The organism is Pseudofrankia saprophytica (assembly GCF_000235425.2).
GTDB lineage: Bacteria > Actinomycetota > Actinomycetes > Frankiales > Frankiaceae > Pseudofrankia > Pseudofrankia saprophytica.
Genome location: NZ_KI912266.1, coordinates 7,822,158 through 7,848,183 on the forward strand (window position 1 = coordinate 7,822,158; position 26,026 = coordinate 7,848,183).

A 26,026-nucleotide genomic window follows, 5' to 3' on the forward strand; every position below is an offset into this window, starting at 1 on the left:
AGGGAGGACCGCATGGCGACGACCACCGACCGGCTGGGAACGCTCGAACGCGTCGGAGACCGCGCCCGGCTGCGCTACGAACGGCTGCTGCGCCACCCCCGCGAGCGGGTATGGCGCGCACTGACCGACCCGGAGGACCTGCGAGCCTGGTTCCCCACCGGCATCGTCGGCGACCGGGCGACCGGCGCCGCACTGACGTTCCCGTTCCCCGACCAGGACCTCCCCGCCATGACCGGCGAGATGCTGCGGTTCGAGCCGCCAGCGGTACTGGAGCTGCGCTGGGGTCCGGACGACATCCTGCGCTTCGAGCTCGCCACCGCCGCCGACGACGCCGGCGGCACCGGCTGGTGCGCGCTGACGCTCGTCGCCGAGTTCACCCCGCTGGGCAAGGCCGCCCGAGACGGCGCCGGCTGGCACGAATGCCTCGACCTGCTCGCCACCCACCTCGCCGGCGGCGAGCCCTGGGCACCGGGCCAGCGCTGGGCCCCCATCGCCGCCCGCTACCGCGCCGCGTTCGGCCCCGAAGCCTCCGAGCTCGGACCGCCTGACGGCTGGAAGGAACCCACCGAACCGCGCTGACGGCACACCCATCCGGAAGCCGCAGGTCAGCCTGCGAGCATCCTCTCGAGGCCCAGCGGGTCGGTGAGGTAGACCGAGCCCGCGCCGGCAGCGGCGTCATCGGGCCAGATCACCGTCTGCCCGGCGGCGACGCCGGCGACGATCCGTTCCGCGACCACTCGCGGCGGCGCCTTGACGGCATCGACCCCGGCGAGCATGTCCGTGTCGATACCGCCGGGGTAGGCGCCGACGACCTCGACGCCAGTGCCGCGTAGTTCCGCCCGCAGGGACTGGGTGATCGAATGCGCGGCCGCCTTCGACGCGCAGTAGCCCGCCATTCCAGCCACCGGCGCGAGCGCGATCAAGGTCAGTACGTTGACGATCGCGCCCGGCGCGTTCTCGGTCAGGACGGGCACGAAGGCCTGGCTCACCCGCAGCAGTCCGATCTGGTTGGTCAGCACGTCACGCTGAAACAGGTCCAGATCACCGTCGAGGGCCCCGCCGAATCCGAGAACTCCGGCGTTGTTGATCAGCAGGGTGACATCGGTCGCGGCCTTGGCCGCGGCGTCCACGCTCGAGGAGTCGGTGACATCCAGCGCCAGGACGTTGACCCGCGGGTCGGTGCTCACAGCCGACGTGATGGCGCGGGGGTCCCGCGCGGTGGCGTAGACCTTGCTCGCGCCCGCGTCGAGGAGCTCGCCGACCAGACGAGCGCCGAGGCCCCGGCTCGCGCCGGTCACCAGGGCAATGCTGCCGTTGACGTTCATGTGTCGCCTTCCGGTTGCGATCTGGAACAGATCAACCGTATGGCGCGCAAGGTGAGCTATCGATGCCGGGAAGTCTCAGATTCTTGTCTGATCGTCGCACAGATCAGGGGGTGAGAGGCCTATCGGTAGGCTGCGGGAATGGATCTGCTCGGTGACGTGCTGCGCGTCGCCGGTGTGCGCGGGACGGTCGCCGCGACGGTCCACGCCGGCGATCCGTGGGGACTGCGGCTGTTCCGGATCTCGGCGGCGGCCTTCCATGCCGTCACCGCCGGCACAGCCTGGCTGCGCCTTCCCGGGCAACCGCCCCTACGGCTCATGCCCGGGGATGTCGTTCTCCTGCCCACCGGGTCCGAACACGGCCTGGCCGGCGACCCGGACGGTCCGCTGGAACCGTTCGACCACGCCGTGTCGAAAGCGGCGCTCGCCAGCGATGGTCGCCTGGACGTCGGGACCCTGCCGGCGCGGACCAGAATCCTGTGTGCCTCCTACCGGCACGACCCCGCCGTCACCACCCCGCTGTTCACCCTGCTGCCCGAGGTGGTCCACATACCCGCCGGGACACCCGGCGCCGGGCCGCTCGCCGACACCCTCCGCCTGCTGTCAGGCGAACTCACCGAACCAGGCCCGGCCGCCACGACGCTGCTCGACCGGCTCGTGGACGTCCTGCTCATCCAGGTGCTGCGGGCGTGGCTGCGCGCCGCGCCCACCACACCATCGATCTCCTGGCTACGCGCGCTGAACGACCCCACGATCAGCGCGGCGCTCACCGCTCTGCACTCCGACCCCGGCCGCGCCTGGACACTGACCTCGCTCGCCGACCACGTCGCCGTCTCCCGCGCCACCCTCGCGCGCCGCTTCCCCGCGCTCGTCGGCGAGACCCCGGCCGCGTACCTGACCCGATGGCGGATGGACCTCGCGGCCCGCGCGCTGCGCGACACCGACGACCCGATCGGGGTCATCGCCCACGCCGTCGGCTACACCTCCGAGTACGCGTTCTCCCGCGCCTTCTCCCGCGACCGTGCCATCCCTCCCGGGCGCTACCGCGCCCAGAGCCGAACTCGACCCGCCGCTGGGGCTGACGGATCCGGGGACGCGTCTGCTGTCACCCGCGCAGCGGGTCGCGGGCGAAGGCCGTCATCCCCGCGTCGAAGGTGACCGCCGCCTGGTAACCGAGCAGATCGCGGGCGCGGTCGGAGGACGCGACGATGTGCCGGACGTCGCCGGCCCGGTACTGCCCGGTGACAACGGGCATCGGTCCGCCGAAGGCACGGGCCAGCGCGCTCGCCATCTCGCCGACGGTGTGGGGCTGTCCGGAGCCGACGTTGACCGGCACGAGCCGGCCGGGTGCGCCGTCGTGCCGGAGCGCCGCCACGTTGGCGTCGGCGACGTCACGGACGTGGACGAAGTCGCGCAGCTGGCCGCCGTCCTCGTAGACCCTCGGTGGCCCGCCCCGCTCCAGTGCGCTGCGGAAGATCGACGCGACCCCGGCATAGAACGTGTCCCGCGGCATCCGCGGGCCGTAGACGTTGTGGTACCGCAGCGCCATCACGGTGCCGCCAGTGGCGGTGGCCCAGGCGGCGGCGAGGTGTTCCTGGGCGACCTTGGTGGCCGCGTAGACGTTGCGCGGGTCCAGCGGCGCGCCCTCGGTGACGGGCGTCGAGTCCAGCGGCCGGCCGCAGCGGGGGCAGGGTGGCTCGAACCCGCCGTTCTCCAGGTCGGCGGGCCGTCGGGGACCGGGACGGACGGGCCCGTCCGCGGCGCAGCGGTAGCCGCCCTCGCCGTAGACGACCATCGAGCTGGCCAGCACGAGCCGCCCGAGGCCGCGGCGGGCCATCGCGGCGAGCAGGACCGCGGTACCGAGGTCGTTGTGGGTGGCGTAGGCGGGCAGGTCGTCGAGGTCGACGCCGAGGCCGACCATGGCCGCCTGGTGGCAGACGGCGTCCACCCCGTCGAGCGCCGACCCGACCGTCGCCCGGTCGGTGACGTCTCCGACGATGAGCTCGGCGGCGTCGTTGAGGGCTGGTTTCGTGCGGTGCACGGCCGGCAGCAGGGCGTCGAGCACCCGGACGGAATGACCCGTGTTGACCAGTGCGTCGACGATGTGGGAACCGATGAAGCCGGCGCCGCCGGTGACGAGGACCTGCATGTCCGCGACGCTAGCGGCGCGGGCGCCCGATGGATCTTACGAGTCGCGGAAGCCCGCTCCTCCTGGGAGGTTCAGGCGGCGGGAAGGGCGACGACGAAGCGGCAGCCGTCGTGCTGGTTGTGGACGGTGACGTCCCCGCCATGCGCCTCCACGATGCCCCGGACGATCGCCAGCCCGATGCCGGACCGCACCCGGGGCTGATGTGGATGATCGCCCCCGTCGCCGGGAGTACGCGCGGTCTCCCCGCGGAAGCCGAGGTCGAAGAGGCGCGGCAGGTCCTCGGTGGGGATGCCGCCGCACCGGTCGGCGACCGCGACGATCGCCCGGCTGTCGTCGGCCGCTCCCGCTCCCGCTCCGTCGCCGCGCGAGGCGCCGCCCGTCCGTTCGACCTGGACCTCGACGGTGCCGTCGTCGGGGGTGTGGCGGATGGCGTTGATCAGCAGGTTGATCAGCGCGCGGCTGACCTGGGTGGCATCCACGTCGACGTAGACGGCGTCGTCGGTGCTGCCGGTGACGACGACCCGCCTGGCGCGGGCGATGGGATCGACGACGGCGACGGCGTCGGACACGATGTCGGCGAGGCAGACCTTCTCCAGGGTCAGTTCGAGCGCGCCGGCCTGGAGCCGGGCGAGCTCGAACAGGTCGTCGACCATGCCGGTCAGCCGTTCGGCGTCGGCGAGCATCTGCCGGTGGTAACGCTCCGTAGTTCCAACATCCGTGACCAGGCCGTCCGCGAGCGCCTCCGCCGTGGCCCGGATCCCGGCGAGCGGGGTACGCAGGTCGTGGCTGATCCAGGCCACCAGTTCGCGCCGGCTGGCTTCCAGCGCGCGTTCACGGTCGCGCGACGCCACCAGACGTACGTGTGTCGCGTCGAGCGTGCCCGCCAGGGCGGTCAGCTCGACGGTCGGGAGCCGGCCGGCCCGCTGGTAGGCCGGGTCACCCAGCGTGCCCGCCGCGCGGGTCAGCGAACCGGTGGCCGCGACGACCGGCCGACCAAGGCGCACCGCGGCGGCGGTCGCGACCACCGCGGAGACCGCCACGACGATCAGCACGACCCGCAGGTCATGGTGCGAGAGGAACATGGCGCGGGCGGTACCGGCCACGCCGGCCGCGACAGCGAGGATCGGAACGACGCTCAGCACGACCGCGGTGGCCCACAGCGGGCGTGCGCGCAGCAGGCGAAGCAGCGGCACACCGGTCAGTGCGGCCACCGCCGAGCAGGCGAGGGCGATCCCGACGACCTGCAGGTCCGCGCTCATGCCAGCGCCTCCGTTCTGGCCGACCAGCCGGACCTACTCATCGGCGGCGCGGGACCGGCCCAGAGAATCCGAGTGGTGCGCGGCCGGCGGGTCGTATCGGTATCCGACGCCCCACACGGTGACCAGCAGCCGCGGGGCCGTCGGGTCGTCCTCGATCTTCTCCCGCAGCCGGCGGATGTGCACCGTGACGGTCGACGGGTCGCCGTAGGTCCAACCCCACACCTGTTCCAGCAGCTCCGCGCGGGTGAGGGCGCGGCCGGGGTGGCGGAGCAGGAACACCAGCAGGTCGAACTCGCGCACGGTGAGCCCGAGCGAGCCGCCGTGCCGGGTCGCGGTGCGGGCGGCGGCGTCGACGACGAGGGCGCCGGCACGCAGAATGCCGGAGCCGGCCGGCGGCGGCTCGCTCGCCCGGCGCAGCACGGACCGCACCCGCAACGTGAGCTCCCGCGGTGAGAACGGCTTGGTCACGTAATCGTCCGCGCCGCACTCGAGCCCGGCGATGCGGTCGGTCTCCTCACCGCGCGCCGTCAGCATGATCACCGGGATGGGGCCCCGCTCCCGCAGCCGGCGACACACCTCGATGCCGTCAAGACCGGGGAGCATCAGGTCCAGGACGACCAGGTCCGGAGCGGCCGCCTCGACCATCCGCAACGCGGCCGGCCCGTCCGCGGCCCGGTCGACGTCGAACCCGGCATTGCGCAGATACCGGTCGACGACCTCGGCCACAGTGGCGTCGTCATCGACCACCAGGACACGAGCCACGTCGCCACCATAGAGCGCGGATACCGCCCGCGAGCGACACCGGAACTGCCGTCACGGATTCGTAAGAAGACCCGCGCCGGCTCCGCCGAGACAGTCGCCCACCAGCGGATTTCCTTGTTTGGTAAGGGTCGACGACGGCCGACTGTCACTAGAGTCGCGATCATGCTCACGCAAAGTCACCAGGGGCCGGTCTCGGTGGACGTCGTGCTCCCCTGCCTGAACGAGGCCGAGGCGCTGCCCTGGGTCCTCGAACGGATACCGCCCGGATATCGAGCCGTCGTCGCCGACAACGGCTCCCGCGATGGTTCCCCACAGCTCGCCCGTGAGCGGGGCGCCGTTGTCGTCGACGTGCCGCGGCGCGGCTATGGGGCGGCCGTGCACGCCGGCCTGCTCGCGGCGGACGCCGACGTGGTCTGTGTCTGCGACGCCGACGCGTCCCTGGACCCCGCGCAGCTTCCCGGCCTCGTGGCCGAGCTGACGGCCGGGCGCGCCGACCTCGTCCTGGGCCGCCGCCGGCCGACGTCCGCCCGGGCCTGGCCGCCGCATGCCCGGCTCGGCAACGCGGTGGTCGCCCAGCGGCTGCGCCGTCGCGGCGTCCCGGTCCGCGACCTCGGGCCGATGCGGGCCGCCCGCCGAGCCGAGCTGCTACGCCTGCCGATCACGGACCGCCGCTTCGGCTACCCGCTGGAGCTGCTGCTGCGCGCAGAGCAGGCGGGCTGGCGCATCGTCGAGAGGGACGTCGACTACCACCCCCGGGTCGGGCGGTCGAAGGTGACCGGAACACCACTCGGCACGGCCCGCACCGTACGGGACATGACGGCCGCGCTGGCGGCGCTGCGATGACCGCGCGGTGGCCCGAGGAGCCGCCTGTCGCGGTGACTCTGCTGGTGGTGGCGAAGGAACCGGTCCCCGGCCGGGTCAAGACCAGGCTGACGCCGCCGTTCACCCCGGCGCAGGCCGCCGCCGTGGCCGAGGCGGCCATCGCGGACACGTTGACGGCGGTCAGCCGACTGACCCGGCTTCCCGGTATCGGGCCGGTCCGGGCCGTCCTGGTGCTCGACGGCGCCGTCGGCCCCTGGCTACGCGTGCCGATCGAGGCAATCCCGCAGGCCCGGGGACCGTTCGACACCCGGCTCGCCGCCGCCTTCGACGCCGCCGCCGGCCCAACGCTTCTGATCGGGATGGACACCCCACAGGTGACACCCACCCTGCTCGCCGACGCCTGCCGCGCGCTGGCCCGCACAGACGCGGTGTTCGGCCCCGCCGCCGATGGCGGGTGGTGGGCGCTCGGCCTACGCCGCCCGGACGGCCGCCTGCTGCGCGGCATCGCCACCTCCCAACCTGACACCGGAGCCCGACAGCTCGAACGGCTGACCCAGGCCGGCCTGCGCGTCACGACGCTGCCGGTCCTGCGGGACGTCGACACCGCGGCCGACGCCGACGCGGTCGCGCGGCTCGCCCCCGATGGCCGGTTCGCCGCCGCCGTGCGGACCATCGGGAACGATGCGGCCCGGACCGGCGCGGCCCGCCCGCTGGTCGGGCGATGACGACGGCCGCCGCCGCGGGGCCGCCGGCGACCGTCGGGCTCGGTGACCGGGCCGGGCAGTGGACCCCGCCGGTCATGGAGGGCAGCGCGCCGACGGCGCTGTACGAGGCGGCGCTGCGCTCCGCCGACGGCCGGCTGTGGGTACGCCACCCCGATGGGCGGCGCGAGCCGTTGCCGGTGCCCAGCTGGCGTGGCGGGCTCGTCGCGGGCGACGCGTCCCTGCTGCGGCGCTGCGCAGGTCCGACCCTCGACGTCGGCTGCGGCCCCGGGCGGCTGACCGCCGCGCTCTGCGCCCGCCGCGTGCCGACGCTCGGCGTCGACGTCGCGCCCTTCGCGGTACGCCTCGCCCGCCGGGCCGGCGCGCCAGCGCTGTGCCGCGACGTCTTCGGCCCGCTGCCGGCGGAGGGACGCTGGTCGACGCTGGTGCTGGCCGACGGCAACATCGGCATCGGCGGGGACCCGGGCCGGCTGCTGACCCGCGCCGCCGAGCTGCTCGGCCCGGCCGGCCGGGTACTCGTCGAGCTGCGGCCGCACCCGTCCCCGGCCGGCCGACGGCTGGTCCGCCTGGAGGGGCCGGACGGACAGGTGTCGCGATCGTTCCCCTGGGCGTTCGTCGCCGCCTGCGAGGTCGTCGGCTACGCCTCGGCCGCCGGGCTGCGCGTCACGCAGACCTGGCGCGGCGGCGGCCGGCACTTCGCGGCGCTGGGCCGGTCATGAACCCTCGGTGACCCGCCGCCCCGGCTGATCAGCGGCCGGCGGGTGGTCCGCGCCGCGGGACGGGTCGGCGCGGACCACCCGCGTGCGACGCGCCCGCATCGCCCGGACGGCGATCACGACCGCGGCGCCGGCCCACACGGCGCCGAGGACGATCGCCAGGTTCCGCCCGTAGGGCAGCGGGTTCACCGTCGGGTTGTCGGGCGAGCCGCCGTAGCCGCGCCAGAGAGGCAGGGACGCGAGCGCGACGGTCGCGCTGACCAGGAGCGCGCCCTGCGCGACCGCCCGGTACGGCGCGCGCACGAACCGGGTGAGCAGCAGCCCCATGATGGCCGTGACCGGGACGGCGACCAGGTCGTGCACCAGGACTGCGCCGATCAGCCACCGGGCCGCCTGTGGCGGGTGGGTGGCCCGCGTCATCGTCAGCAGCCCGTGGACGCCGTATCCGATCACGGCCAGGCCGACGACTACGAGCACGCCACGCAGGACCGCGGCGAGGGTCGCCTTCACAGCATCACCACCCGGTGCACCCACTTGGTCTGCAGCACGCCGGGCCGGTTGGGGGCGATGAGCCGGGCCGGGTATCCGTGGTCGATGTCGAGCTTGGCGCCGTTCAGCCCCGTGGCGAGCAGCGTCAGCGGGTCGCGGGCGTGCGGGGGGTTCACCTCGCTGGCGCGGTAGCCGCCGCGCACCTCGAGCGACTCGACCCGGACCGTCGCGTCGGGCGGGACGCCCGCGGCGTCGAGCAGGTCCCGCAGCCGCGGACCATGCCAGGTCGCGTCGGCGGCCCACCCCTCCACGCAGGTGATCGGCAGCTTGGACGTGTGGTGGTCGAATGCCAGCAACTCGTCGAGGCCGAGAGAGAACGGGCGCGGGCCGACGACGTCCAGTCGGTAGCCCGGGTCGCGGGCGAGGGCGACGACCCGCGCCGCGGCCGCGGTCCGGTTGACCGGCAGCCGCTGCGGGCCGGCGTCGGGCCGCCGGGGCGCGAGCAGGTCGAGCCGGGCCAGCCCGGGCACGAACTGGCCGGCGCTGGTGAGGGTGATGACGCCGGCGGCGGTGCCGACCGCGATCCCGAGGCCACGCCGGGACAGTCCCTCCCCCGGCGGTTCCGGCTTGCTGACCCGGTCCGCGAGCGGCGCGCGGCCGGCCCGGCCCGGGCCGACGTTCGCCCGCACCACCGCGAGCTTCGCGGCGACGTGCACCAGCAGCGCGCCGATCGTGATCCAGGCGACCCAGTAATGGGTGACGGTGAAGAAGAACCGGAAGCGGTACCACTGCGCGATGTTCGCTATTCCGGTGGCCAGCTGGAACAGGGCACCCGCGATGAGCGGCACGATCGTCACCCGTTCCAGCGCATGGGCCGCCGAACGCACCGGCGGCCATTCCCACAGCCGCGGATACACCGTCCACAGCTTTACCAGCAACAGCGGAACACTCGCCAGCCCGGTGGCCACGTGCAGACCCTGGGTCAGCCGGTACAACCAGACCGGACGGGCCGGCCAGTCCAGCCACGACGGCGGATGCTGCATGAAATGCGAAAACAGACCCGTCAGGAAACACACCCCGAACGCGATCCCGAGCCAGATGCCGAGCAGCGCGGCCACCCGCGGATCGTGCAGGCGGCTCGGGAAAGCGCCCTCGCGCAGCGGGCCCCGCCGTAGGAAAGCGGGTGGATGCGGGAATCGTCTGGTCAGCGCGCGCACTCACGCACCGTAGGTCTCCTAGACCGGGCATAACGAGTCGCGAAGCCTTACGGAACGGAGAAACCCGGCCCCGGCCTGCCCGCGGCGCCCGGATTGGCTGCCACGCTCGCTACATGCCGACCGCCGTCACCACCTCCCAGAGCCAGCGCGTTCCCGCGCCGCCGGCGACGCGGTCGGGGCCGTGGCGCGGGCGGCGCTCGGCGGCGCTGGTCGGGGCCGGCGTCGGGCTCGCGGGCCTGTTCGCCGTCCAGGTGGTCGTGCTGCGCCAGCCGGGCTACCTGGTCAGCCGTCCCGCCCTGCTGTACCTGACGATGCTGTGGTGGGCGCTCGCTCTGATCACGGCCACCCTGCTCGTGCTGGCCGCGCCCCGCCGGCTCGCGCTTGTCCTGCTGCTCGCCGCCACCGTCGCGATCCCCACCGTGGCCCTCACGCACGGCCCGCGGCTGTCCGACGATCTCTACCGCTACGCCTGGGACGGCAGGGTGCAGGCCGCCGGCATCGACCCCTACCGCTACGGTCCGCTCGACCCCGAGCTCACCGGAGTCCGGGACGGCTGGCTGTTCCCCGACTCGGCCGGCTGCACCGCCGACCACCCCCGCCCGCACTGCACCCGGCTGAACTACCCCCGGGCGCACACCATCTACCCGCCGGTGGCGCAGGCCTACTTCACCGCGGTCCACGTCCTGCCCGGGCCCCCACGCGAGCACAAGCTGCAGCTCTATGCGTCGCTCACCTCGCTGGCCCTGGTCGGCCTCCTCATGGCGATGCTGGCGGCGCGGGGCCGGGACCCGCGCCTCGCCGCCTTCTACGCGCTGACGCCGCTCGCCGGCGTCGACATCGGCTCCGACGCGCACGTCGATGTCCTCGGCGCGCTGCTCGCGCTCGGCGCCATCGCCGTCCTGACCTCGAGTGGGTCCCGGGAGGACGCGGCACCGTCCGCGGCCACGCCGTCCTCCGCGCCCGCGCCGCTGCCCCGGCGGCGGGCGTGGCTGGCGGGCGCGCTGCTCGGCGCGGCCGTGGCGGTCAAGCTCTACCCGGTGCTGCTGCTGCCCGCGCTGGTGGGGCGCGGCCGCCGCCTCCGGCCCGTCAGCCTGCTGTGCGCGGCCGGCGCGGTCGTCGGGTTGAGCTACCTCCCCCACGTCCTGGCGGTGGGAACGGGCGTCCTCGGCTTCCTCCCGCAGTACCTCAACGTCGAGGGATACGACCAGGGCAGCCGGTTCCTGCTGCTCGCCGGGCTCGGCCTGCACGGCAGCGCAGCCAAGGCCGTCGCGGCCGGCGTTCTCGCCACGGTCACCGTCGCGGTGCTGCGGGCCGACCCGGATCGCGTGCCGGTCGAACGGGCCGCGCTGTGGCTCGTCGGCGCCGCCTTCCTGACCGCCACGCCGGCCCAGCCCTGGTACGGCGTCCTGCTGGCCGTCCTCGCCGTCGTCGCCGGCAGGCCGGAATGGCTCGCCGTGGCGGCCGCCGGCCATTCCCTGTACATCTCGCTGTTCACCGACCTGCCCGGCGACGCCTGGACGCTGCGGGTCAGCTCCTACGCCGTCGCCGCGGCCATCGTGCTCGCCGCCACCGTCGCCCGTTCCGCCCGGCGCCGGACATGCCAAGATCGGCCGTCGACCCAGCAGCGGGGCCCGACCCGGCCAGACCCGGTCGCGCGACTCCCGGACGGGAGCGGCGATGGGTCACCTGGCCGGTCTCACCCTGCGAGCGGGAACGGTGAGTCTGTGGCCGGGCCCGGCCCCGCCTAGGCTCCGGTTCGTGGAAGCATGATCATGATGTGGCCTACGCCGGGGGACGCCGGGCGGGCCGCGCGAGGCGCGTTTCCGAAACCGTCAGTAGACCAGGACGGTCGTGCCGATCGCGGCATTGGCGGAGGACCAGAACCAGTCCATCGCCGCGTTGGTCACCCGGATACAGCCGTGGGAGGCCGCCCGGGCCGGCACCGACGCATAGCCGTGGATGGCGATGCCGTCGGTGTGGAAGTACTTCGGCCGGTAGAGGTCGCCGAGGCTGCCGTGGTCGACCCCGTCCACCTGCCGGTAGATGTGCCAGGTACCCGGCGGGGTGTCGGCCAGGTACTGGACACCGTCGTGGTAGTAGATCTCCTCCGTGCCGCTGGAGGTGTTGAAGATGGTCTCCACCTGGCCGTCGCGCACGACCATCAGCAACTGCCTGCCCTTGTCCACCTCCAGGACCAGACCCTGCGTGCTGCGTCCCGCTGGCCGTGTGCCGCGGTCGATCGCGGCTCGGGTGGCCGGGCCGACCATCCCGTCCAGCTCTATTCCCGCGGCCTTCTGCACGGCGAGCACCGCCTGCTGGGTGAGCTGCCCGAACGTCCCGTCCGCGGTTCCCAGCCAGTAGCCGGCCGCCGACAGCTGATGCTGCAGTAGCTCGATCTCCGGTCCGGTCGCGCCCGGCCGCAGGACCGGCACACCGCTTGGCGACGGCGGGACAGGCTGGGACGCAGACGGCTGAGCCGTCGAGCCGGGCTCCGTGGTCCGCGGCGAACTCGGCGTGTCCGTTGGGAATCCCGGGCCACCCGAAGCCGACGGGAAGCCCGAAGCCGACGGGGAGAGAGATGTCGGCGGCACCGACGATGCCTCGCCGTCCGGGCCGCATGCCACCGCCAACGGCGCGCCGACCAGCAGCGACAGGAGCATCATCCAGCGCGCGATCCGGGGTCGACAGATGGCAGACATATACACCATTTGACCACGAGCCGGTCGCGCAACCTGGTTTCGGCCAGCCGCGGGACGCCGCAGATGCTCACCGCGTTACCTGCTGTCATGAGGCGTCGGGGCCCCACAGGTCGGTGTGGTGGGCTTGGACGAGAGCGTGGATACGGGTGAGGACGTCGTCGGCGGACCACGGGCCGAGGCGGCGTCCGTCGCGCAGGCGCAGGGCCATCTGGCCGTCGGCGGCTTCCTTGGCGCCGACGACCCCCTGGTAGGGGACCAGGCGAGCCTCCCGGATGCGCGCGCCCAGACTGCCACGTTCCGGGCCGGCGACCTCGGCGCGCAGCCCCAGGTCGAGGCAGCGTCTGGCCAGGGCCGAGGCGTTCGGCGCCTCGGCCTCGGAGATCGGGAGAATCACCAGCTGGGTGGGGGCGAGCCAGGCGGGGAACGCCCCGCCGTGCTGCTCGACGAGATGCGCGATCGCCCGTTCCACGCTGCCGATGACGCTGCGGTGGACCATGACCGGCCGGTGCTTGGCACCGTCCGCGCCGACGTAGTGCAGGTCGAACCGCTCGGGCTGGTGGAAGTCGACCTGGACGGTGGACAGGGTGGACTCCCTGCCGGCGCTGTCGGTGACCTGGACGTCGATCTTCGGTCCGTAGAAGGCAGCCTCTCCCTCAGCGGCCTCGTAGCGCAGTCCGACGCGATCCAGGACCTCAGCCAGCAGCGCGGTGGAGCGCCGCCACAGCTCGGGCGCCGCGACGTACTTGCCGCCTGGGCCCGGGAGGGAGAGCCGGTAGCGGGTCGCAACGATGCCCAACGCCTGGTACGCCCGGCGGATCATCTCCAGCGCCGCGCATGCTTCGTCGGCGACCTGTTCCAGGGTGCAGAAGATGTGCGCGTCGTTGAGCTGGATGGCCCGCACGCGGGTCAGGCCGCCAAGTACGCCCGACAGCTCCGAGCGGTACATGCCGCCCAGCTCGGCGATCCGCAGAGGCAGCTCGCGGTAGCTGTGGGAACTGGAACGGTAGATCACCGCGTGATGTGGGCACAGACTCGGCCGTAGGACGACCTGCTCACCTCCCAGATCCATGGGCGGGAACATGTCCTCGCTGTAGTGCGACCAGTGCCCGGAAATCTCGTACAACTCCCGCTTGCCAAGCACCGGTGAGTACACGTGCCGGTAGCCCGCCCGCCGCTCCTGGTCGCGGATGTACTCCTCCAAGGTGTGCCGTACGGTCGCGCCGTCGGGCAGCCAGTACGGCAGCCCCGCGCCGATCAACGGATCGGTGCCGAACAGGCCCAGCTCACGGCCGAGCTTGCGGTGGTCATGCATGGTGGTCTCCTCGCGGATCGCGGGCGAGTGACCACAAGCAGAAGCCCCGGGGCACTCGCCCCGGGGCTTCGCATTACGACAACTGTCAGCGCGCCGGGACACACTCCGGCGTCGTCGTCACAGCGGCGCGCTTCATGCCGACCACGGTAGCAGAGACAGGGTGGCTGTCCCACCCGCTTGTTCCGCCGACCCGCCCGTTCGCGGACCCGGGAAACACCGTCGACGGAACGGTCCCGCGGCGGCGGTGAGCGTTGAGCTGCCACGCCCCGTGTCGGCCATCAGATAGCTCTCGTGTCTGCCTTTGACGGCATGAATCGCCACCCGTAGCGTGCGCGGCATGGACCCGTGGACGCCGGATCCGGCCGAAAACCGTTCATGGGCAGACAGGGGGTACGAGTCGGAGAACTCAGCCGACCCGGACGCTGAGTACGACGACGCGGAGTACGACACGGCGTCCGAGGGGCAGAACCCGCCCCCCTCGGACACGAGGCGCGAGTGGCAGGACGCGCCTCGCCCGGTCAGGCGCCACCGAAGCCGCAGGTCGCGGAAGTTCATCACGCTCGTGACGACCGTGGCCGTGGTCCTCCTGGTCGGCGTCACCGCGACCATCGTGAGCGTGGTCGCGCCAGGCAAGAAGAGCCATCCCGTCGTCGGGTTCGTGCCGACGGGGGCCTCCCCCGAGCAGGACGGCGAGCAGATCACCACCGCGTTCCTGAATGCGTGGGGGGCCGGCAGCCTCGGGTTGGCGGCCAGCTACACCGACAGCCCGCAGGCCGCCGAGGCGGCGCTCGCCGCGTACCGTGCGGGCCTCCATCTCGGGACGCTGAGCGGCTCGCCCACCGGCGCCACACAGCTGACCGGCAGTGTGCCTACAGACAGCGCGCCGCCCGAGTCCCCGTCGACGCCGCGGGTCAAGGTCACCATCGCGGTGAACGCCCTGGTCGCGGCCGCGGCAGGCACCGGGACGATCAGTGGTTCCTGGAGCTACCACTCGTCGCTGGTCGCCTACCAGAAGCCGGACTCGCCAGCGTGGTCCATCGCGTGGGCACCTGCCAACCTCGCGCCGAACCTCACCGCGACCACCCACCTCGCCGCCGTCCCGGTGGCGCCGAAGGCGACATCCGTCCTCGACTCCAGCGGCAACAGCCTCACCTCGTATCAGGACCCGGGCCTGAACACGATCGCGGGAGTACTGAAGGACAGCCCACCCAAGGACCTGGGGCAACCGGGACTCGCCGTCGAGATCCAGTCCGCCGACGGCACACCGGTCAAGGGCACCCAGGCAGCAATCACCGCGCCGGTCGACGCCACTCTGGCCACTACCATCAACCCCAAGGCGGAGCAGGCCGCGCGCAGCGCCGTCGCGGAGCACCCGCAAAGTTCGATCGTCGCCATCCAGCCGTCCACCGGCCAGATCCTGGCTATCGCCAACAACGCCGGCTACAACGACTTCGCGCTCACCGCCGCGGTGGCACCAGGCTCGACCGCTAAGATCATCTCGGCCGCGGCGCTGATCACCCACGGGGTCCTCACCGCGAGCACCCCGGTCGCCTGCCCAGCCGTCTACACGGTGCAGGGCATCAGCTACCACAACGACAAGGACGAGTCCGAGCCGGCGTCGACGCCTTTCTCCTACGACTTCGCCCAGTCCTGCAACAACGCGTTCAGCCAGTGGTGGCAGCAGGAGAGCGACGGCCGCCTCGCCTCGGTGGCCAAGGAGTACTTCGGCCTCAACCAGCCCTGGGACATCGGCCTCGGCGAACCCGCCACCTACTACAAGCAGTCGCCAAGCGCGAGCGGCTCCGAGCTGGCCCAGAACATGTTCGGCCAGGGCCACATCACCGCGTCTCCGCTCGCGATCGCCTCAGTCGCGGCCACCGTCGCGGCCGGGACCTTCAAGCAGCCCATCCTGCTGCCCGGAGCCTCGCAGATCGCCGCGACGCCCCTGCCCGCCAGCGTCGACGCGCAGCTGAAGACCATGATGCGCGATGTGGTCACCGAGGGCACGGCCGCCGGGCTCGGGTTCGGCCCGACCGTCTACGCCAAGACGGGGACCGCGGACGTCGACAACCAGGGGCAGCCCAACAGCTGGTTCGTGGCCTTCGACCCAGCCCGGGACGTCGCCGTCGCCTGCCTTGTCCTCAACGCAGGGTACGGCGCCCAGTTCGCCGCCCCGGAAGTTCAGCACTTCCTGGCCAGCTACTAGGCGCTGAGCGAGCACGTTGATCGTCGCCACCGCGGTCACCGCGGCTCAGGTGTGATGCGCGGGCGGGCGAGGTTGATCGACATGGAGTCGTCGTAGTGCTGCCAGCGGCCTCGGCCGTGCCGTTTGGCGCTGTACATGGCCGTGTCGGCCGCACGCACGAGTTCATCGGCGTTGGAGGCCATCGGTCCGGTCGTTGCGATGCCGATGCTGGCGGTCACCGTGATGCCCTGTCTGCCGCTGCTCCGGAGCGCCGCGACGCCGGTGATGATCCGGTCGGCGATGGCTTCGACCGCCGCGCTGGACGTGACGTTCCTGCAGAGCACGGCGAACTCGTCACCGGCGAGGCGGGCGACGGTGTCGTCGGGACGGACCACCCGCCGCAGCAGCGCGGCGACCTCGCGAAGCAGGTCGTCGCCGGCCTGATGGCCGAGGGTGTCGTTCACACTCTTGAACCCGTCGAGATCGATGAAGAGGAATCCGACCGGCGCACGCTCATGGCGCGACTCGGTGATCAGCTGGCCGAGCCGCTCGAAGATCGCCGCTCTGTTGGGCAGCTCCGTCAGGGCGTCATGCAGGGCGCGGTGGCGGGCGTCGGAGGCCATCGTCCGCTCCAGCTCGGCGGCACGGGCGATGGTCGTCGCGGCTGTGATCTGGGTTGCCGCGAGGGTGAGGAAGGTGCGGTAGTCGTCGTCCACCGGCAGTCGGTCGCTGATTCCGGTGACGAGCAACCCGAGCTGTGGGGCGCCACCTCCCTCCATGAGCGGGATGACGATCGCCGACTCCGACGGCGGGGCCGCGGAGGTCCGGCGCAGTGAGAGACGTTCCAGGACCTGGCTGACGACCGCGGTCCGACCGGTCGCCAAGGGGTCCATGAGCTCGGGGACGGCGCCGAGGTCGAGGCCGCCAGGATGGTCGACGGCCTGCGACGCCGGGGCCAGTCCGCTGCTCGCGGCGACGGTCATCGCCCGCGGGGTCCCCGGGTCGGGCACCGCGATCAGGCAGTAGGGAATGTCCGCCGGGTATCGGCCGAGGACCTGCGCGGCCTCGGCGAAGGCCTCCCCCGGGCTCCGTCTGCTTGCCGTGGTGCTGGCGAGATCGCGCAGGCAGGACAGCCGGCGCGTGCCGAGTACCTGCCGGGTGGTCTCCTGCGTCGCGGTCAGCACTCCGACGACGTCGGCGCCGGGGTGCCGGCGGATGGGACCGAAGGAGAAGGTGAAGTAACACTCCTCCAGAAATCCGTGCCGGTTGAGCAGGAGAAGACAGTCCTTCGACCAGGTGGCGCCGTTGCCGGCCAGCACCCGGTCCAGCATCGGAACATAGTCGTCCTCAAGTTCCGGAAATGCCTCCCGGAACGGAACACCGAGACACGGGTGTTTTTGACCAATGTGGGTAATGAGCGCGTCGTTGTAGACCTGGGAAAAATCCTTTCCCCAGAGGACCTCCAACGCGAACCGGGACTCGAGGCATATGCTGACGGCCGTGCGCAGAGTGGGGCACCATTCGCGCACCGGACCAAGCGCCGTCGCGGACCAGTCCATGTCGGCCATCAGCCGGCCCACGACGCCACCGGCCGCGAACACCCGATCCATCTCGTCCACAGCACCGCCTTGGCGACCCAAAGAATCGGCGGCACCACCCGGCGTGACCCGCACGTTTGGCGGTTGTGTTCGAGGTGCCCCAGTGCCCCCCATTGGTCCATGTCCCAGAACTCATACCGCCGATCACAGCGGCGGCGATCCACCTGTGCCGCGGCAGTCCGCCGCGACCGCCACAGGAGGCCGGCCCTTTACTTCCCCTGACATGTCCCGTCCAAACTGGATGGGGCCGATATCAGAATCGCCCATCGCACCACCAGCCTCGTTTAGCGGACATCCGGCCGCCAGGGGCTCGAACCCAATGCCGCGGATTAAGAGGGGTAGAACGCTCGTTCGGTCACCGCTCGACGGAGGCTTGGGCGTGGTGGTTGTGGCTGATCCGGGTGAGGGCGGTCTCCGCCACGATGGCCGCCGCGTTCCACGCCATAACCCAGAGCACCGCGGCGACGACGAGTTGCGTCCAACCTGGCTTGGGGACCAAACCTCGACGGCGCAGGGCGCGCATTAGCAGGTAGAGCCAGGGCCCGAGGAGTGCCCAGACCCAGGGCGCCGGGGCCCAGCCGGCCGCTTGAAGCTGGCGGGTGTCGACGACCCCGAGAGCCAGGGAGGCCAGCCAGCCGGCCAGGACTCCGAGGAACGGGCTGATCGCGACGAACACGATGTTGTGGGAGGCCACGGCGGCGATCACTACCACGACGCCGATGACGGGTGTGCACGCGATCGCCCAGGGAAGCACCGGGCTCGTCGGCGCGCCCGGCAGGAACCTGGCGGGCGGGTAGCCATACGCGGGATGGCCCGGTGCGGGGTGCCCCGGTGGCGGTGGGTAGCTCGCGGGCTGGCCGAAGCGCGGGCCGGCCTGCGTGGTCGGTGCTTCCTGGGCGGCACTCCACACCCGGCCGTCCGACCAGCGGCGCAGCGACGGGTTGCTCGGATCTGGGTACCAACCCGGGGGTGTCGTCATTTGCCTACATAGTGGTGCGCCTCGACGCCACCGGCCAGTCCCAGCGACGTACCGCTCTTCGGCAGCGCCTTTTCATTACTGATCCGAATTCCCCGGCTGTGGATGAGCGGCAGGGCCCTCCCGGGACTCGTCGCAGGGGGCCTGTTGCATCGACCGTCGACACCATGCCGTCATGATCCTTGATGTGCTGTTCGACCAGCTCAGCGCCCCTGACCGTCCAGTTGCACCCCACAGGCCCGCGGCGACTGGGCGGCTGGCCGTGAACGGCTCGCGGCGCGGGTGGCGATGATCGCCGAGCAGGGCCTGTCTGGGCAGGTGGCGTACGTGCGGGCGCACCTGGCCGAGCTGGTGCTGGGCGCCGGCGACCCGGCCCGGGCGCAGCGCCTGCTGGACGCGACGTTGGCTGATCTCGCGGCGCAGCCGGCACCGTCGGTGCAGGCCTGGTGCCTGCTGCTGCGCGCGGACGCCCGCCTGCGGCTGGTCGGCCCGGACGACGCCGCGGACGATGTCGCCGCCGCCCGCCGGGAGGGCGCCGCCTGCGGCAACCTCTGGCAGCAGGCCCTCGCCGACCACATCGCCGGCCGCATCGCCCAGGCCCGCGGCGACCTGAACCAGGCGGCGGCGCTGCTGCGACGGGCTCTGGTCCTGCGCGTGGAGGCCGGCTACCGGCCCGACGCCGCCGACTCGCTCGAAGCGCTGGCCAGCGTCCACGCCGCGCGCCGGGAGGACGCCGCGGCGGCACGCCTGCTCGCCGCCGCCGCGGCCGTGTGGGACGAGATCGGATGGTGCCGCCGTCCCGTAGACCAGGCGGACCACGAGGCCGGCGAGCGGACCGTGCGGGACCGGCTGGGGGACGACGCTGTAGCGGCGACGCTCGCCGAGGCCAGGGCCGCAGGCGCGGACGCGTCGCTGGCCGCGGCGGCCACCGCAGCCAACCGCACCCCCGCACACCGCACGCCGCACACTCCCGAAGGCTGGGACGGCCTCACACCGCTCGAGCGCGACGTCGTGCGGCTGGTCGCACAGGGGCTGTCCAACCCGGAGATCGCGCGGCGCCTGTTCATGGCCCGCGCCACAGTGAAGGTGCACCTGACGCACGTGTTCGCCAAGCTCGGCATCGCCAGCCGCGCCGAACTCGCGGCCGAAGCCGGCCGCCGCGAACACCTCGGCACCTCCTCGTAGGCCCGCCTACCGCGCCGTCCCGGCCAACCCGACCGCGCCTGATGCGAGCCGAAGCCCGCGACGCCGGACAGGCCGCGGGCGCTGTTCTCCGAGGGCTGCGCCAACCGCGCGACGCCATCGCAGGCCGCGAGCTCAGGATGGCCTGCCAGACGCCGCCAGCGGCCTGGGTAGCCAGGTGGCCATGCATGTGGCCGACGACCGGCCGTCCTGTGGATATAGCCAGGTGACGTATACATCCGGCGGCCGGTCATGCGGCACGCTGACGGCGAACCTTGGCTGCCGTGGCCCGCTCGCCGACCGAACCACTCCGTGAAACTCCGCCTTGGCGTTGACATTCCTGCGGTTTCGGGGAGCAGCCGACAGGGCTGACGGCCGTCCAGAGCGCATGGCCAGGTCGAAGGGACGACATCCGGCCTTTCCACGGCATAGCACGGAGGGTTTGTTCATGAATCCCACCCCGCCCATGAATGAGAGTCGCCTGCCCAGAGGACGCCTGGCGGATGTGCGGAACGACGCCGCCGACGGGCGGGCGTCCAGCATTCCCCTGGATAACTGAGGAGAACCTGACGTGGAACTTGGGGCGGGCCCTGCGGGCCCGATAGACGGCAGGGGCTGGCGCCGCCGCGCCAGGCGACTGGCGCTGCTGGCCGCCGCGACGTTGTGCCTGACGGCGGGCGGGATCGCGTCCGCCAGCCAGGCGAGCGCCGACACGGCGGTATCCGGGCCACCGAGCGGTATTTTCAGACTCCACGCCACTTTTCGCACCGTGGATACCTGTCTCGACGACCCGCGCAACAGCACCGGAACCGACAACGTCATCTACGGGGTTACGACCTGCAACGGCACCGCCGCCCAGAATTTCTACCTGATTCCTGGTGCCAGTCCCGGCCTGTATCGCATCAGGCATGGCGGGGCCATCAGATGCCTCGTGCCAGACATCCACAACCCCAGTGTCATCGTCCAGCACGACTGCGAGGCCAACGGTCCTCTGTCGGATTTCGACTGGCAGTATGACTTTACCGTCATCGACACCCAGGTCTATGAACTGCGCAACATATATTATGGGGAATGTCTTGCGGTAAGTCACGCCGACTATCCACGAGTTACGCTGGCTCCGTGCACTTCCGCCATACTGAACGATGCGCTCTGGTTCGCCACGGCGCCCTAGGCAGTCACCACCGAAAGTGAGACAGAGCCGATCTTGAAACGGGCCCCCAGTCCCGCCGCCCGCGACCGGCGAGTCGGCGGCCCCGGCGGAAGAAGTCGACGGCGTCGGCGACGGAGTGCGACTTGTCCCAGGTGAGGAACGCCCCGAAGGGCGCGTTCCAGAACCCGTCCTCGGTGGGCGGCGGTGGCGCCGGCGGGCCGACGTAGAGGTAGGGCTGGGCGACGTACTCGTCGCCGGGCGACGCGCCATAGTTGATGTGGCACTGTTGCATCGAGCCAAGCCTGGCGATCTTGGCTGTGAATTTTCCTGCGACCGGACGCTCAAGTGGCCGCGTAGTCCGGCCTCGCACGGCGCTTGCGGCGTCTGCTTGGCCTCTGTGAGGTGTCCAGACAGGAAGACTCGCGGTGAAGATCGCTGGGCTTCGCTCGATGCAACAATGCCGTCGGTGGTTCGGTTGGCGGTCAGCGGCCCTAGTGACGCAGGCCGTGCAGCCCGGCCGGCTGGCCCGTCCGATCCTCGACTGGGTTGGTTGAGCTGCACCCCTGGCAGCCTCGCTGTTGGCAGGTGGCCGAGCCGGTTGCTGGAGGGAACAGCCGGTTCGCAGTTTCAGCCAGCTGTGCTACCTGTGCGGCAGTCAGCCGTGGCTTGCGGCGCAACACATGGGGCACGACCTCACGCAGCCCCAGGAGGGTCACTCCGTCGATGGTGCCGTCCCGCCAGAGCACGTCGGCGTCGACCGCCACGAGAATCGGCTCCACGGCCGGCGGAGGCGACAGGACGGAGAGGTGGTGGGCGACCTCGGCGGCGAGCGCGGCGGTGGTGGCGAGTACTCCCCGCAGCGGAAGCGAATCCAACCAGGCGCCGTCGCGGCGGTAACGCACCTCGCCACCTCCATCCTGGTCGGTCACCACCTGCACACCGGACGGGCCGATAACGAGATGGTGAAGAACCAGGGTGGCTCCGGGCACCGTACGGTCGTGGAGCACCACGTGACCCGACCGCACCAACTGCCCGAGTACGCGGGCGGTGCGCCGTTGCGCCTCCGTCGCTCGCCGCCACCCCTCGATCTCCGGCACTGTCGCATAGAACCGCCGAGCGCCGTCCAGCATCCCCGTCACCGCGACCAGGCCACCGACGACCAACGCGGCCGGCAATGGGGCTTGTAGCCCGCTTGCAAACAGCAGGCCCATGAGCATCCCGGACGTGGCGGCCACCACGGCCGTCGCCGTGATCACGTATGTGTGACGGTCCCGACGCTCGGCCTTATACGCGACCTTCTCCCGCAGGTACGCCTCGTACGCCGACCCGCCTGGGGTGCCGCCGGGTTCCGCGGTCCGGCGCTGGCGCATTCTGCTGCCGGCTGCGTTCTGTCGCACCCCATCACACAGGGGTTGGACGGCCGCCGATCCAGGCCCGTGGATGGCATCACCGACACTGACCTCGTCCTTGCGCTTCCCCACTGCATCGGCCATGCAGGGAGCATGGCCCGACCGCGCTCGGCTACATCAGCGTCGTGAGCCGCCGGGGCAGCGGACAATAGGTCCTGCCGGCCAAGGTCGGATGGCCCGAATCCACATCGACAGAATCAGCTTCCGCTCCTCCTTTGCGGGAAGCGCACGCCGGGCGACCGACGGGTACGGCGTGAGCCAGTGGTCTTCGTCGCTCATCGGCTGTGCACGGAGCGGGCCGCCGATCGGATCATCCTGATGGACGAGGGCGGGGTGCGGGCGATCGGCACCGGCGACGAAGTGCTGCACATCGACGAGCTCCACGCCCTGCTCACACAGGGCCAGCTCCTCGCCGGCCCGCCCTGGACGGGCGCGGCGCACGCCTGACCAGGCCTGGTCCGCGCGGCGCCGATCCGGCCGCCCAGCGGGTACGGCCGGCCGGAGACCGGACATCGTGGCGGTGCGGCCACCGCCGCGATGTCCGTCCACCGGCCCGCAGCCAGCGCGGGCAGGGCATTCGCCGGGGTGGCCGAACGTGTCGACGCGGTCTCCGACCTGTGTTCGACTCTGTTCGGCGTGATCACGGCGTGGTCGGGGCTTTGCAGGGGGATGACGTGTCGAGGACGATCGATCCGTCAGGTCGTTGGCGCAGCACGCCGTGTTGGAACCACTGCACGGTGTCGTCACCGCAGGCCAGCACGTTTGACGTCGGGAAGCCCAACCGGCTCGTCGGACCGCCGAAATCGCCCTCGTAGACGCGCCAGAACGGCGGGGTAACCCACACGCAGGCCGCAGCGTTCGGCGCACGAATCATGGCGTTCGCGCCGGGCAGCGCCCCGCCGGGAAGGTGGATGACCCGGCCGCCGTTCACCTCCTCCACGGGCCTGTCCATGACCCCCCGTTGCACGGTGATGGTGTATCCGTCCAGGACATCGGTCAGGCACCGGAGATCATCGGGGAGCAGGGCGAATGCGTGGGCTGGGTCCGGTGCGACGATCGCCGCGTCCCGGCCGCTCGGCGTTCTGAACTGTTGCTGTGCGCCGCCACCGACGGCCACGACGTTGTTCGTCGCGCAGCCGAGCGTCGCCTGGCCTCCGGCCAGGTCATAGGCGTTGCGAATCGACCGGGTATAGGCGGGGATGCCGAAGCCGGGCGCGCTGGCACACGCCAGTGCCGCACTCGCGCTGATTTCTGGGCTTCCCTCGGAAGCCGGTAGCACCGGCTTGGTCACGGACTGGCCGGTCTCGGGGCTCCGCTGAGCAGCGGGAATCGTCGGGACGTCGTCGGTCCAGATGGGAAGGCAGGCCAGCGTTACCGCCACGGCCACCGCTGTGAGAATCGCCGCCGCCGGTCGCCAGCCGGGTAGACGGCGGGCGACCTGCCGGCCGCCGAACGCGGAATTTTCCGGATTCTCTCGCCGAGCCACAGCGAGGAGCGCGACACGCCCTCCCTGCTGCAGGCCGTTGCAAAGCTCCTCGGCGACGGTTCCCCAGTACAGCCGGGCAGACTGCCGTCCGTCGCCCATGGGTAGGTCGATCACGGGCAGACCGGCCCGTTGCAGCAGGCCACGGGCCGCGGGCAACGAGCCGTAACTGGCCGCGAGCGCCGCGATCTCCAGCTCGGAAAGCTGCTCCGTGAAGTCCGCCGTCGAGGCGCTATCCATGTCTCGCCGATTCCGCGCCGCAGCGCGCCGCCAGATCACTACTACCCGAACGTGACGATGCCGACGACATCGGTAAGCCCTGTCGGCGTGTCCGCCGCGATCCGCGGTGCGGCTCCGAAGGGATACACGGCACCGGTTTCGTCGGCCAGCCAGTAGCCGTCGCCGAATGCGGTCGGCGCGAGCCCGACCACCTTGGCGACGGGAGGATGCTCGCCGAGCGAGCCGTAGAACTTCACTGCGGCCGGGTCGGTGGTGTTCGTTGGATACGAGAAGACGCCACCGTCGCCGGCGACGAGCCAGTACCCCGACCGGCTGTCCACGGCGGCGATTCCGGTGACGTCCTCGTTCAGCCGACCTGTCACGGTCTCGTACTGCGTCGCGTCGCCGAATGCGTGCGCGCTGCCCTGGGTGTCCGCGATCCAGTACCCCCGGCCCGACATGGTCGACACGATTCCCGCCGCCGGGCCTGTGTGCCGGACCGCGGCGAGCGTTCCGAACACGGGGGCGCTCCCGCGGCCGAGCACGTCACCGTCATCGGTGAGCAACCACATCCCGGGCGGGCGGTCGTCGTCCTCGGCAAGCCCAACGATGCCGGCCGCTATGACGGGACGACGGGCTACCGGGCCCGACAGGCGCAGAGCATCCCCGAACGGCAGGAGTTCGCCGCCACGGGTGACAAGCCAGTAGCCTTCGGCCGTCGCTGTCGGCACCAGCGCGACGATCTCGGCACCGCTGTCCGCCGACGAACCCAAGTGGGGCGCGGCCCCGCACGACATCACCGCACCGCCGGCGGTGACGAGCCAGTATCCGGCGCCGCGGGCGCTCGTGCTGACCTCCGTCGCAGCCGACTCGCTCGCCTGCGGCGTTGAGGTGGTCGATGGGGTGGTCGCCGCGGTGGCGTCCACGTCCGGGGACGATTCGGCTGTAGGACCGCCGGACGCCTCCGCCCCGTCCCCGGGCGACTGGCCCACCGCCCAGCGGATCGCGAAGAAGGCCATCGCGCCGACTCCGGCGGTCAGCAGCGCGCGTCGCCCCGCCCGGGCGGCGGGCTCGAGCCGGTAGCGACGGCCGGCGAGCCAGAGCGTCGCGCCGACAATGAACGCGGCGGCCAACACGCTGGCAAATACCTCGGCAATCATCGGTGAATTACTCCCGCAGCCCGAGAAGCCACGTCCGGGCCATCACGGCGACCGGTATTGCCGGCGTTGCGCGCACCGCCGGCGACCGCGGCGAGGTGTCGTGCCACCCAGGCCGTCATAGCGCTCCATCGCCGCCCGAAAAGTCCATGCCGCACCCGTACCACTAGTGGAACGCCGAACGGCCATGGTCGGTTGCGCCGCCATGCCCGTGACCTGCGATTTTGAGCTCCGCGTGACCCGATGACCGTTTTAGACCGAATCGATTCCGGCAGCGCAGGCGCGGGACTGTTGCAGCTGGCCATCGAGCTGGTCTGCGCCGCGAGCCGGCATGATCGTGTAGTGGCTCGAGATGTCGTGCGCCCACCGGTCCCGGCGTCGGAGTTCGTCGGGTTCCGGTTCCCGCCGGAGGTCATCACGCTGGCGGTTCGCTGGTACTTGCGACTTGCGTTGTCGTATAGGGACGTCGAGGAGCTACTGGCCCAACGTGGCCTCGACGTTGATCACGTCACGATCTTCCGGTGGGTGCAACGGTTCACGCCGCTACTGGTCGTGGCGGCCCGGCCGCGCCGCCACGGCCCAGGCGACAGATGGCATGTCGACGAGACCTACATCAAGATCGCCGGTCGGTGGCGGTACCTGTACCGTGCCGTTGACCAGCACGGCCAGGTCATCGACGCACTCGCCAGCGAACGACGCGACCAGGTCGCGGCCCGTCGGTTCTTCCACCAGGCATTGGCCCACGGCCGTCGACCGGTCGAGGTCACCACCGATAGGGCACCGGTCTACCCGCGAGTCCTCGATGAGCTGCTGCCCGCGGCCTGTCACGTCGATGCCCGGTGGGAGAACAACCGCATCGAGTCCGACCACAGCAGACTCAAAGCCCGGCTGCGACCGATGCGCGGGCTGAAACGCCTACGGTCCGCCCAGACGATCAGCACAGGGCACGCGCTCGTCCAGAACATCGGCCGCGGCCACTACGAACTCGGAACCGACGTCGAACCCCGGCGCCGACTTGCCGCAGCGTTCACCGAGCTCTCCCACGCCATCTGATCACCAGGCCAGTAGCGGCTCGGCATGCCCGACTCCTCACGATGCAACAGTCCCGCTTGGCTCACGTCCATGGCTGCCGGCCTACCGGACGACCCGCCTATTAAGAGACAGCCCTATTAAATGCCAGAACATGCCGAATGATGAC

General features: G+C 71.7%; 25 protein-coding genes. 11 read left to right on the forward strand and 14 right to left on the reverse strand.

All coding sequences use genetic code 11. The features are described 5' to 3' along the window. Window positions 1-12 precede the first annotated feature (12 nt). Window positions 13-579, forward strand: coding sequence for an SRPBCC family protein (locus FRCN3DRAFT_RS47360; RefSeq protein ID WP_007507847.1), 567 nt, complete (start codon window positions 13-15; stop codon window positions 577-579). A gap of 26 nt (window positions 580-605) precedes the next feature. On the opposite strand, the gene FRCN3DRAFT_RS0233020 is transcribed toward FRCN3DRAFT_RS47360, so the two are convergent. Beyond that, window positions 606-1,325 carry an SDR family NAD(P)-dependent oxidoreductase gene (locus FRCN3DRAFT_RS0233020; protein ID WP_007507846.1) on the reverse strand — a complete coding sequence of 240 codons (720 nt, stop codon included), beginning with the start codon at window positions 1,323-1,325 and terminating at the stop codon, window positions 606-608. 138 nt (window positions 1,326-1,463) lie between these two features. On the opposite strand from FRCN3DRAFT_RS0233020, the gene FRCN3DRAFT_RS47365 reads away from it, so the two are divergent. Next, window positions 1,464-2,480, forward strand: coding sequence for an AraC family transcriptional regulator (locus FRCN3DRAFT_RS47365; RefSeq protein ID WP_007507845.1), 1,017 nt, complete (start codon window positions 1,464-1,466; stop codon window positions 2,478-2,480). On the opposite strand, the gene FRCN3DRAFT_RS0233030 is transcribed toward FRCN3DRAFT_RS47365, so the two are convergent. The 3 genes from FRCN3DRAFT_RS0233030 to FRCN3DRAFT_RS0233040 form a co-directional block, all read right to left on the reverse strand. Beyond that, complete coding sequence (locus FRCN3DRAFT_RS0233030) at window positions 2,428-3,471, reverse strand: NAD-dependent epimerase/dehydratase family protein (RefSeq protein ID WP_007507844.1); 1,044 nt, start codon at window positions 3,469-3,471, stop codon at window positions 2,428-2,430. The two genes, FRCN3DRAFT_RS47365 and FRCN3DRAFT_RS0233030, sit on opposite strands and share 53 nt — an antisense overlap. A 71-nt stretch (window positions 3,472-3,542) precedes the next feature. Continuing rightward, entirely contained in the window at window positions 3,543-4,730 is a 1,188-nt protein-coding gene (locus FRCN3DRAFT_RS0233035; RefSeq protein ID WP_007507843.1) for a sensor histidine kinase, read from the reverse strand. A 33-nt stretch (window positions 4,731-4,763) separates the two neighbouring features. After that, a complete protein-coding gene (locus FRCN3DRAFT_RS0233040; RefSeq protein WP_007507842.1) occupies window positions 4,764-5,492 on the reverse strand; it encodes a response regulator transcription factor in 729 nt (242 codons plus the stop codon). A 162-nt stretch (window positions 5,493-5,654) separates the two neighbouring features. Between FRCN3DRAFT_RS0233040 and FRCN3DRAFT_RS0233045 the strand changes: the two genes are divergently transcribed. From FRCN3DRAFT_RS0233045 to FRCN3DRAFT_RS55535, 3 genes are read left to right on the forward strand one after another with little or no spacing between them, the layout of a single operon-like run. After that, window positions 5,655-6,335 (forward strand): glycosyltransferase family 2 protein, encoded by a 681-nt coding sequence (locus FRCN3DRAFT_RS0233045; RefSeq protein ID WP_007507841.1) that lies wholly within the window; start codon window positions 5,655-5,657, stop codon window positions 6,333-6,335. Continuing rightward, window positions 6,332-7,039: a TIGR04282 family arsenosugar biosynthesis glycosyltransferase gene (locus FRCN3DRAFT_RS0233050; RefSeq protein WP_007507840.1), complete on the forward strand. Its 708-nt coding sequence runs from the start codon at window positions 6,332-6,334 to the stop codon at window positions 7,037-7,039. The genes FRCN3DRAFT_RS0233045 and FRCN3DRAFT_RS0233050 overlap by 4 nt, the downstream gene beginning before the upstream one ends. Next, window positions 7,036-7,755 carry a methyltransferase domain-containing protein gene (locus FRCN3DRAFT_RS55535; protein WP_007507838.1) on the forward strand — a complete coding sequence of 240 codons (720 nt, stop codon included), beginning with the start codon at window positions 7,036-7,038 and terminating at the stop codon, window positions 7,753-7,755. The genes FRCN3DRAFT_RS0233050 and FRCN3DRAFT_RS55535 overlap by 4 nt, the downstream gene beginning before the upstream one ends. Here the strand turns inward: FRCN3DRAFT_RS55535 and FRCN3DRAFT_RS0233060 are convergent. Beyond that, window positions 7,750-8,262, reverse strand: coding sequence for a hypothetical protein (locus FRCN3DRAFT_RS0233060; RefSeq protein WP_007507837.1), 513 nt, complete (start codon window positions 8,260-8,262; stop codon window positions 7,750-7,752). The genes FRCN3DRAFT_RS55535 and FRCN3DRAFT_RS0233060 overlap by 6 nt on opposite strands. Then, complete coding sequence (locus FRCN3DRAFT_RS0233065; RefSeq protein WP_007507836.1) at window positions 8,259-9,458, reverse strand: molybdopterin-dependent oxidoreductase; 1,200 nt, start codon at window positions 9,456-9,458, stop codon at window positions 8,259-8,261. The genes FRCN3DRAFT_RS0233060 and FRCN3DRAFT_RS0233065 overlap by 4 nt, the downstream gene beginning before the upstream one ends. A gap of 113 nt (window positions 9,459-9,571) precedes the next feature. Between FRCN3DRAFT_RS0233065 and FRCN3DRAFT_RS0233070 the strand changes: the two genes are divergently transcribed. After that, complete coding sequence (locus tag FRCN3DRAFT_RS0233070) at window positions 9,572-11,206, forward strand: glycosyltransferase 87 family protein (protein ID WP_007507835.1); 1,635 nt, start codon at window positions 9,572-9,574, stop codon at window positions 11,204-11,206. 84 nt (window positions 11,207-11,290) lie between these two features. Here FRCN3DRAFT_RS0233070 and FRCN3DRAFT_RS0233075 read toward each other — a convergent pair whose 3' ends face one another. After that, window positions 11,291-11,890 (reverse strand): L,D-transpeptidase family protein, encoded by a 600-nt coding sequence (locus FRCN3DRAFT_RS0233075; RefSeq protein ID WP_232794227.1) that lies wholly within the window; start codon window positions 11,888-11,890, stop codon window positions 11,291-11,293. 352 nt (window positions 11,891-12,242) lie between these two features. Further along, entirely contained in the window at window positions 12,243-13,571 is a 1,329-nt protein-coding gene (gene thrS, locus FRCN3DRAFT_RS0233080) for a threonine--tRNA ligase (RefSeq protein WP_335341714.1), read from the reverse strand. A gap of 460 nt (window positions 13,572-14,031) precedes the next feature. Here thrS and FRCN3DRAFT_RS0233085 point away from each other — a divergent pair, with 460 nt between their 5' ends. Next, entirely contained in the window at window positions 14,032-15,675 is a 1,644-nt protein-coding gene (locus FRCN3DRAFT_RS0233085; protein WP_232794228.1) for a penicillin-binding transpeptidase domain-containing protein, read from the forward strand. 35 nt (window positions 15,676-15,710) lie between these two features. On the opposite strand, the gene FRCN3DRAFT_RS0233090 is transcribed toward FRCN3DRAFT_RS0233085, so the two are convergent. Both FRCN3DRAFT_RS0233090 and FRCN3DRAFT_RS50075 read right to left on the reverse strand, forming a co-directional pair. Continuing rightward, a complete protein-coding gene (locus FRCN3DRAFT_RS0233090) occupies window positions 15,711-17,264 on the reverse strand; it encodes a GGDEF domain-containing protein (RefSeq protein ID WP_063630320.1) in 1,554 nt (517 codons plus the stop codon). A 343-nt stretch (window positions 17,265-17,607) separates the two neighbouring features. Continuing rightward, window positions 17,608-18,231 carry a DUF2510 domain-containing protein gene (locus FRCN3DRAFT_RS50075; protein ID WP_007507830.1) on the reverse strand — a complete coding sequence of 208 codons (624 nt, stop codon included), beginning with the start codon at window positions 18,229-18,231 and terminating at the stop codon, window positions 17,608-17,610. 285 nt (window positions 18,232-18,516) lie between these two features. Between FRCN3DRAFT_RS50075 and FRCN3DRAFT_RS56730 the strand changes: the two genes are divergently transcribed. Beyond that, on the forward strand, window positions 18,517-19,413 hold the full coding sequence (locus FRCN3DRAFT_RS56730) for a helix-turn-helix transcriptional regulator (protein WP_007507829.1): 897 nt from the start codon (window positions 18,517-18,519) through the stop codon (window positions 19,411-19,413). 568 nt (window positions 19,414-19,981) lie between these two features. After that, window positions 19,982-20,581, forward strand: a complete 600-nt coding sequence (locus tag FRCN3DRAFT_RS0233105) for an RICIN domain-containing protein (protein WP_007507826.1) — start codon at window positions 19,982-19,984, stop codon at window positions 20,579-20,581. A gap of 4 nt (window positions 20,582-20,585) precedes the next feature. Here FRCN3DRAFT_RS0233105 and FRCN3DRAFT_RS0233110 read toward each other — a convergent pair whose 3' ends face one another. Further along, entirely contained in the window at window positions 20,586-20,852 is a 267-nt protein-coding gene (locus FRCN3DRAFT_RS0233110; RefSeq protein ID WP_007507825.1) for a hypothetical protein, read from the reverse strand. A 199-nt stretch (window positions 20,853-21,051) separates the two neighbouring features. Beyond that, entirely contained in the window at window positions 21,052-22,053 is a 1,002-nt protein-coding gene (locus tag FRCN3DRAFT_RS50080; protein ID WP_007507824.1) for a hypothetical protein, read from the reverse strand. A gap of 177 nt (window positions 22,054-22,230) precedes the next feature. Between FRCN3DRAFT_RS50080 and FRCN3DRAFT_RS0233120 the strand changes: the two genes are divergently transcribed. Next, entirely contained in the window at window positions 22,231-22,416 is a 186-nt protein-coding gene (locus FRCN3DRAFT_RS0233120; RefSeq protein WP_007507823.1) for a hypothetical protein, read from the forward strand. A 193-nt stretch (window positions 22,417-22,609) separates the two neighbouring features. On the opposite strand, the gene FRCN3DRAFT_RS0233125 is transcribed toward FRCN3DRAFT_RS0233120, so the two are convergent. Beyond that, a complete protein-coding gene (locus FRCN3DRAFT_RS0233125) occupies window positions 22,610-23,692 on the reverse strand; it encodes an effector-associated domain EAD1-containing protein (RefSeq protein WP_007507822.1) in 1,083 nt (360 codons plus the stop codon). A 41-nt stretch (window positions 23,693-23,733) separates the two neighbouring features. Continuing rightward, window positions 23,734-24,831, reverse strand: coding sequence for a hypothetical protein (locus FRCN3DRAFT_RS0233130; RefSeq protein ID WP_007507821.1), 1,098 nt, complete (start codon window positions 24,829-24,831; stop codon window positions 23,734-23,736). A gap of 339 nt (window positions 24,832-25,170) precedes the next feature. Here FRCN3DRAFT_RS0233130 and FRCN3DRAFT_RS0233135 point away from each other — a divergent pair, with 339 nt between their 5' ends. Continuing rightward, window positions 25,171-25,881 carry an IS6 family transposase gene (locus FRCN3DRAFT_RS0233135; protein ID WP_051467358.1) on the forward strand — a complete coding sequence of 237 codons (711 nt, stop codon included), beginning with the start codon at window positions 25,171-25,173 and terminating at the stop codon, window positions 25,879-25,881. The last annotated feature ends 145 nt before the right edge of the window (window positions 25,882-26,026 follow it).